This is a genomic window from Streptomyces sp. NPDC127092 (assembly GCF_042722475.1).
In the GTDB taxonomy this organism is placed as follows: domain Bacteria; phylum Actinomycetota; class Actinomycetes; order Streptomycetales; family Streptomycetaceae; genus Streptomyces.
In genome coordinates this window covers 18,922-34,203 of sequence record NZ_JBHXFE010000009.1, presented here as the reverse complement: position 1 = coordinate 34,203, position 15,282 = coordinate 18,922, and the positions used below count along the sequence as shown (strand labels likewise).

The window sequence follows — 15,282 nt, the reverse complement described above, 5'->3', positions numbered from 1 at the left end:
GGCGCCGGACGACAAGGGTGTGCCGGGGACCACAGGGACGGGCGGCACGCCGGGAATCCCCGGGACGACGGGCGGCACGGGGAACCCGGCCGCGAACCCGGCCGCGCCGGTGACGCGGGGCGCGCAGAAGGCTCCCGGCACACCCGCCGCACCGACCGCACCAGCGGCGTCGGCCACACCGACCCCACCGACTGGACCGGCCGCACCGACCGCACCGACCGCACCCGCCACACCGGCCGCCCCGGGCGCGGTTGCCACCTCCTCCAGACCGGCTCCCCCTCCTACCGGTGACGGCGCGTCAAGTTCGCCCGCTCCGGCCAAGGCCGGCGGTCCCGCCTCACCTCAGGGCGCGACCTCCACCGGCACCGAAGGTGCTGCGGCCTCGCCGCAGCCGAGGCAGTCGCCGCCGTCCGGCCGTACGGCCCCGGCGCAGCCGGCGCCTTCCGCCCGGCGGGATCCGGCCCCGGCGCCCGCCCCCAAGGCGGGTGAGGGGGTGGACCTCGGGTGGATCACCGGGGGCCGGGTGAAGGCCCTCGCCGTGCCCGTCGCGGCCAACGCGCAGGAGACGGCGACCCGGAGCGGCAGCAACACCAGCTCCAACGGCACCAGCTCCAACGGCACCAGCTCCACCAGCACCAGCAGCAACGGCAACAGCAGCGCCGGCGCCGCCGCCCGGCGGCGGACCGTCATCGGGAACGAGAGCACCGGGTCCATCCCGGTGCACCTGCTCTTCCGCGACGAGCCGGCGGAACCCACGGCCGTGGACGACGGCGGGCCCGACACCGTTCCCGTGCCCAAGACCGCCGCGCCCCCGAAGGACGGCGACGGCAAGACCGGCAGCGGTGCCAAGGCCGCCAACGGCGCCGGCAAGAGCAAGGCCGCCATCCCCGGGCCGACCCGTTCCGCCGCGAAGTCCTCGCCCGCCCGGCCCGCGCCCACCGCCGATCCCCAGCTGGTCGAGCGGTCAGGGCCGGTGCTGCCGGGGTGGGTCGGCGTGGCCGGGGGAGTGCTCGCGCTCGTGGGGTGCGCGGCGGTCGTGTGGTGGACGGGCGCCGTCCCCGCGGAGGCCGCGCGGATGCTCCGCCTGCCCTCGCGGCCGTACGAGGGCATCCACCTCGGCCAGTGGGCGCTGCTCGCGCTCGGCGTGCTCGCCGCCCTCTTCTTCCTCGGCGGCCTCGGCCGCGGCCGGGTCGGTTACGCCCTGGTCCTGACCCTCTTCGGCGACTACCGCGGCACCGTCCGCCGCACCGGCCTGCTCTGGGTGAGCCCGCTCCTGCTGCGCCGCCGGGTGGACGTACGGCTGCGGCACTGGCGCAGCGAGCCGCTGCCCGCGGTGGACGCGAAGGGCACGGCGCTGGACGTGGTCGTCCTGGTGGTGTGGCGGATCCGGGACACCGTGCGGGCGGCCCTCGGGGTCGACCGGCACGAGGAGTACCTGCGGGAGCAGGTCGAGGCGGCGATGGCCCGGGTGCTCTCGCAGCTTCCGGCGGACGCGTTCCACGAGGACGCGCCGACCCTGCGCGACGCGGAGGCGGTCGGCGAGGCGCTGACCCGGATGCTGTCCGCGGAGTGCGCGCCGGTCGGCATCGACGTGTTCTCGGCGCAGCCGACGCGCATCGAGTACGCGCCCGAAGTGGCGGCGGCGATGCAGCGCCGCCGGATCGCGGCGATCGACGCCAAGCACCGGGACAGCGTCCTCACCTCGGTCGTGGACGCGGTGGACGACGTGGTCCACCGGCTGACCTCCCGTGGTCTGGTGGAGCTCGACGACTACGAGCGGAAGGCGCTGGTGAAGGACCTGACGGTGGCGTTCTACACCGGCCGTGCGGCTCCGGCGGAGGGCGCCTGACGCGCCGGCCCCCGCCTTGCCGTTGGTATGGACATGGCCAACTTCCCTCCCTACTTTGGAACTTGGTCTAGACCGGAATCACCGACCTCGCACGCGTGCAGCACAGCCCACGGAACTCCCCCACGTTCTCCTGGAGCGACAGCATGCGCAAAAAGACACAGAGAAGGGCGGGAGCGGCGGCCGTGACGCTCGGCGTCGCGGCGGCCTCCCTCCTCGCCACCACCAGCGCGAGCAGCCACGGCTACACCGACTCGCCGATCAGCCGCCAGAAGCTCTGCGCCAACCGCACCGTGAGCAACTGCGGCGACATCCAGTGGGAGCCGCAGTCGGTCGAGGGCCCCAAGGGCTTCCCGGCCGCCGGGCCCGCCGACGGGCGGATATGCGCCGGCGGGAACACCCGGTTCGCGCAGCTCGACGACCCCCGCGGCGGTGCCTGGCCCACCACCCGGGTCACGGCCGGCCAGAGCTACAGCTTCCGCTGGCAGTTCACCGCCCGCCACGCGACCACGGACTTCCGCTACTACATCACCAAGAACGGCTGGACCGGGAGCAAGACCCTGACCCGGGCCGACCTCGACACCCAGCCCTTCCTGGTCGTCCCCTACAGCAACCAGCAGCCGCCCTCGACCCTCTCGCACTCGGGGACCCTTCCGGCGGGCAAGACCGGCCGCCACCTGATCCTCGCCGTGTGGACGATCGCGGACACCGGGAACGCCTTCTACGCGTGCTCGGACGTCCAGTTCTAGGGCCGGTTCCCGTTCCGGCACCCGATCCGGGTCCGGGGCCCGCATCGGGCGTTCAGTTCTGACGGGGCGTCAGCTACCATCCCGCCGCATGGGTACGCAGACCGTCGCGGAGCTCGTACGGCGCCAGTGGGGCGACCACAGGACCGGACTGAGGGACGAGCACACCACCCTCACCCACCACCAGGTCGCCTCCGGCGCCGCCGCGCGGGCGGCCCTGCTCACGGAGCTGATGCCCCACCGGCCGGGGCGCGAGCCGCACCTCGGCCTGCTGCTCGACAACACACCGGAGTACCCGCTCTGGCTCGGCGCGGCGGCCCTCGCGGGGGCCGCCGTCGCCGGGATCAACCCCACCCGCCGCGGCGCCGAACTCGCCCGCGACATCCGGCACACCGACTGCCGGATCCTGGTCACCCAGCGGGCCCACCTGCCGCTCCTCGACGGGCTCCCGCTGCCCGGCCTCCGCGTGCTCGTCACCGACACCGACGCCTACCGCGACCTGCTGGCGCCCTACGGGACGGCCACGCCCGACGACACCTTCCTGCGGCCCGCCCGCCCCGACAGCCGGCTGCTCCTCGCCTTCACCTCCGGATCCACCGGCGCGCCCAAGGCGGCCGTGTGCTCCCAGGGCCGGCTCGCCGCCGCGGGCGCATCCCTCGTCTCCCACTTCGGGATACGGGAGGACGACACCCACTACGTCTGCATGCCGATGTTCCACGGCAACGCCGTGATCGCCGACTGGGCGCCCGCCCTCGCCGCCGGCGCCGGGATCGCGCTGCGCGCCCGCTTCTCCGCCTCCCGCTTCCTACCCGACGTACGCCGCTTCGGCGCCACCTACTTCACCTACGTCGGCCGCGCCGTCCAGTACCTCCTCGCCACGCCCGCCACGCCCCACGACCGCGACCACCGCCTCCGGCTCGGCTTCGGCACGGAGGCCGGGGCGGTCGACGCGGCCCGCTTCGAGGCGCGCTTCGGCGCGCGGCTCGTCGAGGGATACGGCTCCTCCGAGGGCGGCGCGGCGATCCGGCGGACGCCCGGCACGCCGGCCGGGGCCGTCGGGCGGGCCGCGCCCGGCGACGACCTGGCCGTGCTCGACCCGGCCACCCTCCGCGAGTGCCCGCCGGCCCGCTTCTCGCCCTCCGGCGTCCTCCTCAACGCCGACGAGGCCGTCGGCGAACTCGTCAACCGGGGCCGGAGCTCCTTTGAGGGCTACTGGCGCAACCCGGAGGCCGAGGCCGCCCGGCTGCGCGACGGCGTCTACTGGACGGGCGACCTCTTCTACCGCGACGCCGAGGGCTTCCTCTACTTCGCGGGCCGCACCGACGACCGGCTGCGCGTCGACAGCGAAAACCTCGCCGCCGCGATGATCGAGAACATCCTGGCCCGCTGGGAGCGGGCGGCGGGCGTCGCGGTCTACGCGGTACCCGACCCGGTCTCCGGCGACCGGGTGATGGCGGCGGTCGCGATGCGCGACGGCGCCGGTTTCGACCCCCGCGCCTTCGCGGACTTCCTCGCGGCCCAGGCGGACCTCGGCACCAAGATGCCTCCGACGTACGTGAGGGTCGTCCCCGAGCTCCCGCTCACCGCGACCAACAAGATCCACCGGGTCGCCCTGCGCCGTACCGCGCTCGCCACGGCCGACCCCGTCTGGTGGCGCCCGGCGCCCGCCGCCCCGTACGAATTCCTGACGCCGGCAGCCCGCGCCCGCCTCCGCGAGGAGTACGCCCGCCAGGGCCGGCCCTTCCCCGGGGACGGCCCCCCGGGGTAGTGCTGGGTCTACCCCGGGACACCCCCGAGACCCATGGCCCCGGGCCCCCGCCCGGGCCTAGCGTGATCGTCATGCAGCCCCGCCACCCCCGTACCGCCTGGCAGGCCCTCGCCCGGCCGCTCGGCCTTCCGCGCACCCTCTGGCCCTGGCGCGCCGTCGGATACCTCGCGACCGGCGCGGCCGGCGGCGCCGTCCTCCTCGGCGTCCTCATCCTCCTCGCGGGGTTCTCCCTGCTGCTCGTCGGGCTTCCCCTGCTGCTGCTCACCGGGGTCGCGGCCGGCGCGGTCGAGCGGTGGCGGCTGCGGCTCGTCGAGCTCGACCCGGCGCCCGACCCGCACCGGGTGCCCGAGGCCCCCGGGCTCGCCGCCTGGCTGCGGCTGCGGGCGCGCGAACAGGCCACCTGGAGGGAACTCGGATACACCGTGCTCCACGCCACCGTCCTGTGGCCGCTCGACCTGGTCGTGCTCGCCGTCGGACTCGGCCTGCCCGCCGCCCTCGTGAGCGCCCCGCTCCAGCTCGCCGCCGACGGGCACGAGGCGAAGGTGGTCAAGGCCTACCTGGTCACCTCGTACCCCCAGGCCTTCGCCGCCGCCTTCCTCGGCCTGCTGCTCCTGCTGCTCCTCCTCTACCCGCTGACCGGGTACGCCGGGGCCCGCGCCGCCCTCGCCCGCGCCCTCCTCGCGCCGCGCGAGGCCGAGCTGCGGCAGCGGATCGGCGAGGTCACCGCCTCCCGCGCGCGGCTCGCCGCCGCCTTCGAGGCCGAGCGGCGCCGGATCGAGCGGGACCTCCACGACGGCGCCCAGCAGCGGCTCGTCGCCCTCACGATGACCCTCGGCCTCGCCCGCTACGACGCCCCGCCGGGGCCGCTCGCCGAGCAGCTGGCCAAGGCCCACGCGGAGGCCGGCCAGGTGCTGACCGAGCTGCGCGAGCTCATCCACGGCATCCATCCTCAGGTCCTCGTGGACTACGGCCTCGGCGCCGCCCTCGCCGACGCCGCCGACCGCGCCTCCACTCCCGTGGACACCTCCGGGATCGACGCCGGCCTGCCACGACTGCCCGCGCCCGCCGAGAACGCCGGCTACTTCACGGCCCGCGAGGCCCTCGCCAACATCGACCGGCACAGCGGCGCCCGCCGCGCCCGGCTCACCGCCGTCCACGCCGACGGGGTGCTGCGGCTCACGGTCGAGGACGACGGGCGCGGCGGCGCCGATCCCGCCCGGGGCAGCGGACTCACCGGACTCGCCGACCGGCTGGCCGTCCTCGATGGCACACTGACGATCACGAGCCCGCCCGGCGGGCCGACCCTCCTACGAGTGGAGATCCCGTGCCGTCCGCTGCCCCGGAGTCCCGAACGCTCCGCATCGTCCTCGCCGAGGACGGCGTCCTCCTCCGCGAAGGACTGATCGGCCTCCTGGCACGTTTCGGCCACGAGGTGGTCGCCGCGGTCGGCGACGCCGACGCCCTGCTCACCGCCGTCGCCGCGCACGACCCGGACGTCGTCGTCACCGACGTACGGATGCCGCCCGGCTTCCAGGACGAGGGCCTGCGGGCCGCGGTCGCCCTGCGCGCCGAGCGCCCGTCGCTGCCGGTCCTGGTGCTCAGCCAGTACGTGCAGCGCTCGTACGCAGCCGATCTCCTGGACACGGGCGACGGCACCGGCGTCGGCTATCTGCTCAAGGACCGGGTGGGGCAGGTGGAGGAGTTCGTCGACGCCCTCGCCCGGGTCGCGGCCGGCGGCACGGTCGTCGACCCGGAGGTCGTACGGCAGCTGCTGCGCCGCCACCGCGACCCGCTCGAGGCGCTGACCCCGCGCGAGCGGGAGGTCCTGGCCCTGGTCGCGGAGGGCCACTCCAACGCGGCGGTCGCCCGCCGCCTCGTCGTCACGGAGGCGGCCGTCGGCAAGCACATCGGCAACATCCTGGCCAAGCTGGACCTGCCGCCGGCCGAGGACACCCACCGCCGGGTCCTCGCCGTCCTCGCCTACCTGCAGGCGTGACCGCGGGCGGGAAACAAGGAAGCCCCTCGCTTTCGCGAGGGGCTTCCTCTGTCTGTGCGCCGCCAGGGACTCGAACCCCGGACCCGCTGATTAAGAGTCAGCTGCTCTAACCAACTGAGCTAGCGGCGCCTGCTGACAGAGAAAATACTACCTGGTCCCGAGGGGTGCTCGTGACCACCCTCGGACCGGGACCCGCTCGGGCCCGTCCGGCCGCCCCGCCCGGGGGTGGCCGGACGTCCTCAGATCGCCAGCGAGAGCACCACCGGAGCCGCTCGCCGGTTCAGCATGTCGGCCGCCGAACGCAGCCGGTGCGCGTGCTCCAGCGGCAGCGAGAGCGCCAGGCAGCCCACGGCCGAGCCCGCCGTCAGCGGCACCGCCGCGCAGACGGTGCCCACCGCGTACTCCTGGAGGTCGAGCACGGGGACGGTCGGCGGCTGGCTGTCCAGCTTGGAGAACAGCACCTTCTCGTTGGTGATCGTCCGGGAGGTCAGCCGGGCGATCTTGTGACGGGAGAGGTGGTCGCGGCGCCCGTTCAGGTCGAGCTGGGTCAGCAGGCACTTGCCGACCGCGCTGGCGTGCGCGGCGGAGCGGAAGTCCACCCACTCGTTGACCTTCGGGGTGCGCGGGCCGTCGGCGAACTGGGTGATCTTCACCTCGCCGTCGATGTAGCGGCTGATGTAGACGGCGGCGCCGACCGAGTCGCGCAGCTCGGTCAGGGTCTCCTGGAGCTTGCGCTCCAGCGCCTCGCGCCGGGTGCTGCCGGAGCCGAGGAGGACCAGGGAGTCGCCGATGACGTAGGCGCCGTCGGAGACCTGCTCCACGTAACCCTCGCGCCTGAGCATGAGGAGCAGGGACGACAGGTGGGCGACGGGCAGGCCGGTCTCCCGTGCGATCTGCACGTCCGTCACGCCGCCGCCGTGTCGTGAGACCGTCTCAAGCACACGCAGGGCGTATTGCACCGAGTGGAACGGCGCGGTGGGCTCGGGCTTCAGCGCCACGGTTTCCCCCTACCAGGTTGTGACCGCAAGCTTCCGTACCACGATAGCCGCCAAGCGCCCGCAACGGGGCGGCTGTTGGCGAGATTGATTCGCTGCTCAGGGGCCCTGTGCTGGGGCTCACCACTCTGGCATATGCCATGGTCAAAGCCCTACCGGAGAGTCTGAGGTCAGCGCCGTGTGCGAGGCCCGCCGCACGGGCGTTCGGGGGCCTTCCGGACGTGAAGATTTTTTCGGCGGAATAAGCGGAGACACCCTCCTGTTGGCTCTCCCGTCGGCCCGGGACCATCTTTTCCCGGCATCACGGAACCCGACAGGAACATTCGTCACTGCGCAGGAAGGCCGTCCACGGTGAGCGACGCGATGCGAGACGCGATTCGAGGAGAGGCGCGCGGCACCGCGCCCGTACCGCTGTCCGTGCTCGACCTGGTCACGGTCGGCCAGGGGCGCACCGCGAGCCAGGCGCTCGCCACCAGCGTGGAGATCAGCAGGCTCGCCGAGCGCCGCGGCTACCACCGGCACTGGGTGGCCGAGCACCACTCCATGCCGGGCGTCGCCTCCTCCTCGCCCGCCGTGATCCTGGCCCACCTGGCCGCCCACACCAGCCGCATCCGGCTGGGCTCCGGCGGCGTGATGCTGCCCAACCACGCCCCGCTGGTGATCGCCGAGCAGTTCGGCACCCTGGAGGCGCTCGCCCCGGGCCGGATCGACCTCGGCCTCGGCCGCGCGCCCGGCACGGACGGGGCGACGGCCGCCGCGCTGAGGCGGACCCCGACGCTCGGCGAGGGAGCCGACGACTTCCCGGAGCAGCTCGCCGAGCTGACCCGCTTCCTGGACGACGCGTTCCCCGACGGCCACCCGTACGCCCGGATCCACGCCGTGCCCGGACCGGTGCAGGGCCCGAAGGGCCGGCCGCCGGTCTGGCTGCTCGGCTCCTCCGGCTTCAGCGCGCGGCTCGCCGGTCTGCTCGGCCTGCCCTTCGCCTTCGCCCACCACTTCTCCGCGCGCAACACGATCCCCGCGCTCGAGCTCTACCGGGACTCCTTCCGGCCCTCGGCGGTGCTCGACGAGCCGTACGCGCTGATCGGCGTCGCCGCGCTCGCCGCCGACGAGGCGAAGGAGGCGTACCGCCAGGTCCTGACCGGAGCCCTGTCGATGCTGCGGCTGCGCACCGGCCGGCCGGGCCTGGTGCCGACGCCCGAGGAGGCGGAGGCGTACGGTTTCAGCCCCGCCGAGCGGGACTTCGTCGACGGCTGGCTGGCGAACATCGTGCACGGCACGGCGGACGAAGTGCGCGACGGCCTGGACGGGTTGCGGAAGCGCACCGGCGCCGACGAGCTGATGATCACGTCCAACGTGCACGGCGGGGAGGCCCGGCTGCGCAGCTACGAGCTGATCGCCGACGCCTACGACCTGCCGGAGCTGTGAAAAAGACGGGGGCTGGTTCACCGGTGAACCAGCCGGCCCCGGAGTCCTAAGGGAGCCTTAAACCGCTCGTCACCTGTGGTGGCGAGCGGTTCCGTTTTGTGCTGCGCGCCTCTGACAAGGGCTTTCTCCCGCCAATTGGTCTAGTCCTCAATCTGGTTCAGACCATTGACGCACTGTTCACACGGCGGATATCACTGCTCCAACTTCCGTACCGCCACCCCTCCCGGAGGCCGCACGTGCACCCCCGCAATCCCCGCAGTCCCCGCAGACCGCTGATCGCCGCACTCCTCAGCTCGGCCCTCGCCGCGGGCGCGCTCGCCGCCACCGCCGGCCTCGGCTCCGCGCAGGCCGCCGACACCGCGACCACGGCCGCGTCCACCGGCGGCGTCAAGATCGCGTACTACGACCAGTGGAGCGTGTACGGGAACGCCTTCTACCCGAAGCACCTCGACCAGCGGGGCATCGCGGCCAAACTGGACGTCATCAACTACTCGTTCGGGAACATCCACCCGACCGACCTCACCTGTTTCGAGGCCAACAAGGCCGCGGGCGACGACGCCAACCCCAACGCCGGTGACGGGGCGGGCGACTCGTACGCCGACTACCAGAAGTCCTTCTCGGCCGCGGACAGCGTCGACGGCGTGGCCGACAAGTGGGACCAGCCGATCGTGGGCGTCTTCAACCAGTTCAAGGAGCTGAAGGCGAAGCACCCCCACCTGAAGATCAACATATCGCTCGGCGGCTGGACCTACTCCAAGTACTTCTCGGACGCGGCCAGGACCGACGCCAGCCGCAAGAAGCTCGTCGCCTCCTGCATCAAGCAGTACATCCAGGGCGACCTGCCGGTCGAGGGCGGCTACGGCGGCCCCGGCACCGCCGCCGGCATCTTCGACGGCATCGACATCGACTGGGAGTACCCCGGCTCGCCCGACGGCCACCTCGGCAACCACTACGCGCCCGAGGACAAGCAGAACTTCACCCTCCTGCTCGCCGAGTTCCGCAAGCAGCTCGACGAGTACGGCGCCGCCCACGGCGGCAAGAAGTACCTGCTGACCGCCGCCCTGCCGGCCGGCCAGGACAAGATCAAGAACATCGAGACGGACAAGATCGGCGCGTACCTCGACTACGCGAACATCATGACGTACGACATGCACGGCGCCTGGGACGGCGACGGGCCGACGTACCACCAGTCCCCGCTCCACTCCGGCACCAACGACCCGACCGACGTCATCAAGCCGGGCACCGAGAAGTACTCGATCGACAACGCCATCGACTCCTGGATCGACGGCAAGCCCGCCTACGGCATCACCGGCGGCTTCCCGGCGAACAAGCTGACGCTCGGCTACGAGTTCTACTACCGCGGCTGGAAGGGCGTGCCGGCCGGCACCACCAACGGCCTCGCCCAGCCCGCCACCGGCGCCTCCGCCGTCCGCCCGGTCAGCCAGCAGGCCGGCATCGCGCACTACAAGGAGCTCGGCGGCATCGTCGACAACCCGGCGACCACCTTCTGGGACGACCAGGCCAAGTCCGCCTACTTCTACAAGGACGGCGAGTTCTTCACCGGTCTCGACCAGCGCACCATCCAGGCCCGCGCCGACTACGCCCACCAGCGCGGTCTCGCCGGCGCGATGATGTACTCGCTGCTCGGCCTGGACGCCAACGCCACGCTCTTCAACCAGATCGTGACCGCGGTCGGCTCGTCCCCGACGAACCCGACGCCGACGCCGACCCAGACCACGGCGACCCCGACCCCGACGGCGACCACCACGAGCCCCACCCCGACCCCCACGCAGACCACCACCCCGCCGACCGGCTGCACCGCCCCGGCGTACGTGGCCGGCACCGTCTACACCGGCGGCTCGGTCGTCTCGCACAAGGGCCGCAAGTGGCTCGCCCAGTGGTGGACCCAGAACGAGGAGCCGGGCACGACCGGCGAGTGGGGCGTCTGGAAGGACCAGGGCGCCTGCTGACCCCCGACTGCCGTAGCACCGCGTGAACCACTGCCCCCGCCCGGAATGTCCCTCCGGCCGGGGGCAGTTCCATGCCCGCCTGCCGGACTCCCGTACGGGAAGGGGCGCGACCGCACGGGAAGGGGCGCGACCGCACGGGAAGAGGCGCGACTAGACGGGAAGGGGCGCGACTACACGGGAAGGGGCGCGACGCCGATCAGTCCGGCGATGCGCTCCGGTGCCACCGGCCGCGAGTAGAGCCAGCCCTGGCCGGTGTCGCAGCCGATCCTGCGCAGCCGCGCGGCCTGCCCCGCGGTCTCCACGCACTCCGCGGTGACCGTCAGCCCGAGCCGGTGGGCGAGCTGCACCAGCGCCTCCACGATCAGCTCGTCGGCCGGGTTGGCGTGCTCCTCGTCCTGGAAGCCGCGCACGAACGATCCGTCCAGCTTCAGGACGGAGACCGGCAGCCGGCTCAGATAGGCGAGGTTCGAGTAGCCGGTGCCGAAGTCGTCGATCGCGATCCGCACGCCCATGTCGCTGAGCGCCTGGAGCGCCTGGAGCGGCCGGCCCGCCGAGCCCATCACCGCCGACTCGGTGAGCTCCAGCTGGAGCAGGTGCGGCGCGAGCCCGGTCTCGGCGAGGATGCCGGCGACGTCGGCGACCAGGTCGGAGTCCCAGACCTGACGCACCGCCACGTTGACGCTGACGAAGATCGGCCGGTCGCCCGGGTGGTCCTTCTGCCACTGCCGGGCCTGGCGGCAGGCGGTGTTCAGCACCCAGCGCCCGAGCTCGACGATGGAGCCGTCCTCCTCGGCGATGCCGACGAACCGATTCGGCGTCAGCGTGCCGAACTGCGGGTGGTTCCAGCGCACCAGCGCCTCCACCCCGCGCACCGCCCCGTCGGCGAGGTCCACGAGCGGCTGGTACTCCAGCGCGAACTCACCGCGCTCCACGGCGGGCCGCAGTGTGGAGGACAGCGCCTGCCGGGTCATGCGGTGGGCGTTGCGCTCCGGGTCGAAGAGCGTCCAGCGGGCCTTGCCGTCGGCCTTGGCCCAGTACAGCGTGGTGTCGGCGGCCTGCATCAGCTGCGTCGCCGTCGAGCCGTGGGCGCGCCGCTCGACCACGCCGATGGACGCGGAGACCGAGAGCCGCTGCCCGGACAGGTCGAAGGGCTCCTGGAGCGAGGTGAGCACGGACTGCGCCAGGTCGGCCAGCTGCTCGGTGCCGACGGAGTCCTCCACCAGGATCGCGAACTCGTCGCCGCCGAGCCGGGCCACGAGGTGGCCGCCGCCGCGCGTGAAGCCGTGTCCGTCGGCGCATTCGGTGAGCCGGCCGGCGACGGCGGCGAGCAGCCGGTCGCCGACCCGGTGGCCGAGGGTGTCGTTGACCGCCTTGAAGCCGTCCAGGTCCAGATAGCAGAGGCCGATCCGCCCTGTTCTGCCATGCCCGTACGACTCGTAGGACCCGTACGACGGATAGGGGTCGTACTCCGGGTCACGGAGGTCCTCGTCGGAGGGGCCCTCGGCGGCGGCGCTCTCCAGGGCGGCGGTCAGGCGCTCGAAGAAGAGGGTGCGGTTGGGCAGCCGGGTGACCGGGTCGTGCATCTGGAGGTGGCGCAGCCGCGCCTGGAGCTCGCGCCGGTCGCTGATGTCGGCGACCGAGAGCAGCACGCGCGGGCTGTCGGGGACGGGCGAGACGGTCACCTCGGCCCACAGCGACTGCCCGTCGGGGTGCTTGAGCCGGCGGGTGCAGCGGAACCGGGAGCGCCGGCCGCGCAGTACCTCGCGGTAGGCGTGCCAGGTGCGGCCGTCGGCGGCGAGGTCGACGAGGTCGGCGGCGGCCTGCCGGCGGAGGGCGGCCGGCTCGGTGCCGAGCAGCGCGGCGAGCGCGTCGTTCGCGGCGACGACGACGCCGTCCCGGTCGACCAGGGCCATCGCGAGCCGGGCGGCGCGGAAGGCGGCGCGGTAGTCGCGGAGTTCCGCGGCGTCGAGGCCGGGTCCGGGGCCGCGTCCGGGTCCGGAGTCGCGTCCGGCCCCGAGTTCGGGTCCGGGGCCGGGATCGAGTGGGGGTGAGTGACGCTCCGTGAGCATCGGCTCCGCCGACGGATGCACCGGTTCTTCGGGGGTTCCGCTCACCGCTCGCTCCCGTAGTGCGTTCGGGCCGTACAGATGTGGTCGGAATGGTCGGCCAGGGAAAGTGTGCCGATCATAGAGGCTGGCCCGGGCGCCATTCCAGCTCCGGGGCCCGCCTGCGGCCTCCGGCGGGCTGTGAGGCTGCCCACCCACGCACCCGGCCGATCGTTTCTGCGCGGGTCTGACACGGGTCGACGGCACCCTGACCGATTGTGACTTTCCGTGAGCTGCCGCGCGTCCGTGTCGCGTCGCCCCGGCGAGTCCCGCTCACCCGACCGGGGCAGCGGAAAGGTGCGAAACATCCCAAACCCGCACAAGGTGGGTGGGGTGTCACGCTTTCCGGAGCCGGAGGTCCACGTGAGGGGTCAGCAGCCACCCGGGGGAGTGCGGCGCTCGCGTCTGCGGGCCGGCGCGGCCGCCTTCACCTCGCTCGCGGCACTCGCCGCGACCGGCCTGGTCGCCGGCCCCGCCGTCGCCGCGCACTCCGCGGGCCCGTGCGCCCTGCCTCGTACCGCCGCCCATCACTCGCTCGGCCTCGACACCTGGAACCGGGCCTATCCGCGGCCCGCCCGCTCGCTCGACGCGGTCATGATCTTCCTGTCCTTCCCGGACTCGGACCCGCTCACCAGCCCGGCCGAGCTGACCGCCGACCACTTCCCGGGCACGGCGGAGTTCTTCGACCGCGCCTCCTACGGCCGGTTCAGCCTGCGCGCGCACCCGCAGACCGCCTGGACGAGGATGCCGCGGGACTCCTCCTCGTACGCGATACGGCGTGACTGGAGCGCCGAGCACCGCGCGGCCTACCTGCGCGACGCGGTCCGGGCGGCCGACGCCTCCGTCGACTTCTCCCGCTACGACATCGTCTACCTGGTCGCCGACCCGGACGCGCCGGGCGTGGACTCCGACGCCACCAAGGTGGTCAACCTGGAGCAACCGCTGGAGGCCGACGGGACGGAGATCGAGCGGATCGTGACGGTCTTCGAGCGGCATCCGCCGGACCGCAACGTGCTCGCCCACGAGACCGGGCACGTCTTCGACCTGCCCGACCTCTACCACCGGCCCACGGACGGCAAGGGCGACTGGGACACCCATGTGGGCGACTGGGACGTCATGGGCAGCCAGTTCGGCCTCGCGCCCGACCTCTTCGCCTGGCACAAGTGGAAGCTGGGCTGGCTCGGCCGCGGCCAGGTGGCCTGCGTCCGCGGCCCCGGCACGCACGTGATCGGCCTGGAGCCGGTCGCCGCCGCGCCCGTGGCCGGCGGCACCCTCGGCACCCGGCTCGCGGTGGTCCGTACGGGCGAGGACAGCGTGCTCGCCGTCGAGGCCCGCTCGGCGACCGGCAACGACGCGGACACCTGCACCGAGGGCGTACTCGTCTACCGGGTCCGCAACCGGGCGGCGTCCGGCGACGGCCCCGTGGAGGTCGTGGACACCCATCCGCGCACCGAGGCCTGCTGGGAGCGCTCGGTCTACCCGCCGCTCGCGGACGCGCCGCTGCGGGAGGGCGAGTCCTTCACCGTGCCCGGCACCGGCGTACGGGTGGAGGTGGCCGAGCGGACCGGTGCGGGCGTGTGGACGGTGCGGATCAGCGGCCCGCAGCCCGTGGGAGCGGCGGAGAGGTCCTGATCGAGGCGCCGCTCCCCGGCACACGAAGAAGCCCCCCGCTTCCGCGAGGGGCTTCTTCCGTCTGTGCGCCGCCAGGGACTCGAACCCCGGACCCGCTGATTAAGAGTCAGCTGCTCTAACCAACTGAGCTAGCGGCGCCTGCTGACGTCGTAGACATTAGCATCCGGATCCGCCGAAGCAAAAATCGATACCCGCACGTCGGCCCGCGAAACCATGCGGACGGCTCGCACGCAGGCCCACAGCAGCACCTCGGGGCCGGGCAGCCAGGGCTTGCGGGTGTCGGGGGCGACCACCCAGCGCGGCCCCTGGGCGTCCGGGCCGGTCGGGGCGAGCGGCGGGACGGTCACCGCGTCGCCCACGCCGTGGCACAGCGGCCGGGGCACGGCGTCGCCCCACTCCTCCCAGTCGAGCAGGGACGGTAAGCGCTGGGCGGTGCCGGGCGCGGCGAAGAGCAGCATCCGGCCCCGGTGCAGGGCGATCGGGCCGGAGCCCGGGCCCTCCGCCCACAGCCGGTCGAGCATCCGGCGCCCGAAGATCGGCTCCACGTTCACCACGTCGAAGGCCGTGCCGCAGGGCAGCGCCGCCGGCGCGGCGGGCCGCTCCTGCCAGACCGCGAGCGTGTGGTCGGGGCGGGCGGTGGCCGAGGCGAGCCAGGCGGCGCCCTCCTCGGTCACCCGCGCGGTCTGGTGCCGCTCCTCGTCCGGGTCCCGCAGGAAGCGGAAGATGTCGTACGGGGTCGTCTCGTCGCGCAGCCACGTCGTCATACGAGAAGATCTACCGGCCGTGACCGTTCCGT

General features: G+C 73.4%; 11 protein-coding genes and 2 tRNA genes. 8 read left to right on the top strand and 5 right to left on the bottom strand.

Features of this window, described 5'->3' with window-relative positions; translation table 11 throughout:
* The first annotated feature begins 493 nt into the window (after window positions 1-493).
* The 5 genes from ACFWJO_RS10015 (at window position 494) to ACFWJO_RS09995 (ending at window position 6,356) form a co-directional block, all read left to right on the top strand.
* Window positions 494-1,849 carry an SPFH domain-containing protein gene (locus tag ACFWJO_RS10015; RefSeq protein WP_386864244.1) on the top strand — a complete coding sequence of 452 codons (1,356 nt, stop codon included), beginning with the start codon at window positions 494-496 and terminating at the stop codon, window positions 1,847-1,849.
* 143 nt (window positions 1,850-1,992) lie between these two features.
* Window positions 1,993-2,595 carry a lytic polysaccharide monooxygenase gene (locus ACFWJO_RS10010; protein ID WP_386864243.1) on the top strand — a complete coding sequence of 201 codons (603 nt, stop codon included), beginning with the start codon at window positions 1,993-1,995 and terminating at the stop codon, window positions 2,593-2,595.
* 88 nt (window positions 2,596-2,683) lie between these two features.
* Complete coding sequence (locus ACFWJO_RS10005; RefSeq protein WP_386864242.1) at window positions 2,684-4,360, top strand: AMP-binding protein; 1,677 nt, start codon at window positions 2,684-2,686, stop codon at window positions 4,358-4,360.
* A gap of 71 nt (window positions 4,361-4,431) precedes the next feature.
* On the top strand, window positions 4,432-5,763 hold the full coding sequence (locus tag ACFWJO_RS10000) for a sensor histidine kinase (RefSeq protein WP_386864241.1): 1,332 nt from the start codon (window positions 4,432-4,434) through the stop codon (window positions 5,761-5,763).
* Window positions 5,685-6,356, top strand: a complete 672-nt coding sequence (locus tag ACFWJO_RS09995) for a response regulator (RefSeq protein ID WP_386864240.1) — start codon at window positions 5,685-5,687, stop codon at window positions 6,354-6,356. Before ACFWJO_RS10000 ends, ACFWJO_RS09995 begins: the two co-directional genes overlap by 79 nt.
* A gap of 55 nt (window positions 6,357-6,411) precedes the next feature.
* Here the strand turns inward: ACFWJO_RS09995 and ACFWJO_RS09990 are convergent.
* Together ACFWJO_RS09990 and ACFWJO_RS09985 are read right to left on the bottom strand one after the other, a co-directional pair.
* Window positions 6,412-6,485 (bottom strand) — tRNA-Lys (locus tag ACFWJO_RS09990).
* A gap of 110 nt (window positions 6,486-6,595) precedes the next feature.
* A complete protein-coding gene (locus tag ACFWJO_RS09985; RefSeq protein ID WP_385692432.1) occupies window positions 6,596-7,354 on the bottom strand; it encodes an IclR family transcriptional regulator in 759 nt (252 codons plus the stop codon).
* Between the two features lie 360 nt (window positions 7,355-7,714).
* On the opposite strand from ACFWJO_RS09985, the gene ACFWJO_RS09980 reads away from it, so the two are divergent.
* Together ACFWJO_RS09980 and ACFWJO_RS09975 are read left to right on the top strand one after the other, a co-directional pair.
* Window positions 7,715-8,779, top strand: coding sequence for an LLM class flavin-dependent oxidoreductase (locus ACFWJO_RS09980; RefSeq protein ID WP_386864239.1), 1,065 nt, complete (start codon window positions 7,715-7,717; stop codon window positions 8,777-8,779).
* 236 nt (window positions 8,780-9,015) lie between these two features.
* Window positions 9,016-10,749, top strand: a complete 1,734-nt coding sequence (locus ACFWJO_RS09975) for a glycosyl hydrolase family 18 protein (RefSeq protein ID WP_386864238.1) — start codon at window positions 9,016-9,018, stop codon at window positions 10,747-10,749.
* Between the two features lie 170 nt (window positions 10,750-10,919).
* Here the strand turns inward: ACFWJO_RS09975 and ACFWJO_RS09970 are convergent, their stop codons facing one another.
* The gene (locus ACFWJO_RS09970; protein WP_386864353.1) at window positions 10,920-12,818 is read right to left on the bottom strand and encodes a putative bifunctional diguanylate cyclase/phosphodiesterase; all 1,899 of its coding nucleotides are present in this window, start codon (window positions 12,816-12,818) and stop codon (window positions 10,920-10,922) included.
* A gap of 399 nt (window positions 12,819-13,217) precedes the next feature.
* On the opposite strand from ACFWJO_RS09970, the gene ACFWJO_RS09965 reads away from it, so the two are divergent.
* Complete coding sequence (locus tag ACFWJO_RS09965) at window positions 13,218-14,486, top strand: M6 family metalloprotease domain-containing protein (protein ID WP_386864237.1); 1,269 nt, start codon at window positions 13,218-13,220, stop codon at window positions 14,484-14,486.
* A 64-nt stretch (window positions 14,487-14,550) separates the two neighbouring features.
* Here the strand turns inward: ACFWJO_RS09965 and ACFWJO_RS09960 are convergent.
* Window positions 14,551-14,624, bottom strand: a tRNA-Lys gene (locus ACFWJO_RS09960).
* On the bottom strand, window positions 14,615-15,250 hold the full coding sequence (locus tag ACFWJO_RS09955) for a bifunctional DNA primase/polymerase (protein ID WP_386864236.1): 636 nt from the start codon (window positions 15,248-15,250) through the stop codon (window positions 14,615-14,617). Before ACFWJO_RS09955 ends, ACFWJO_RS09960 begins: the two co-directional genes overlap by 10 nt.
* Between the last annotated feature and the right edge of the window lie 32 nt (window positions 15,251-15,282).

Bases quoted from the DNA above. Each gene is read 5' to 3' on its own strand.
- ACFWJO_RS09955 (WP_386864236.1), bottom strand. From the start codon at position 15,250: ATGACGACGTGGCTGCGCGACGAGACGACCCCGTACGACATCTTCCGC.
- ACFWJO_RS10005 (WP_386864242.1), top strand. From the start codon at position 2,684: ATGGGTACGCAGACCGTCGCGGAGCTCGTACGGCGCCAGTGGGGCGAC.
- ACFWJO_RS10000 (WP_386864241.1), top strand. From the start codon at position 4,432: ATGCAGCCCCGCCACCCCCGTACCGCCTGGCAGGCCCTCGCCCGGCCG.
- ACFWJO_RS10010 (WP_386864243.1), top strand. From the start codon at position 1,993: ATGCGCAAAAAGACACAGAGAAGGGCGGGAGCGGCGGCCGTGACGCTC.
- ACFWJO_RS09980 (WP_386864239.1), top strand. From the start codon at position 7,715: ATGCGAGACGCGATTCGAGGAGAGGCGCGCGGCACCGCGCCCGTACCG.
- ACFWJO_RS09970 (WP_386864353.1), bottom strand. From the start codon at position 12,818: ATGCTCACGGAGCGTCACTCACCCCCACTCGATCCCGGCCCCGGACCC.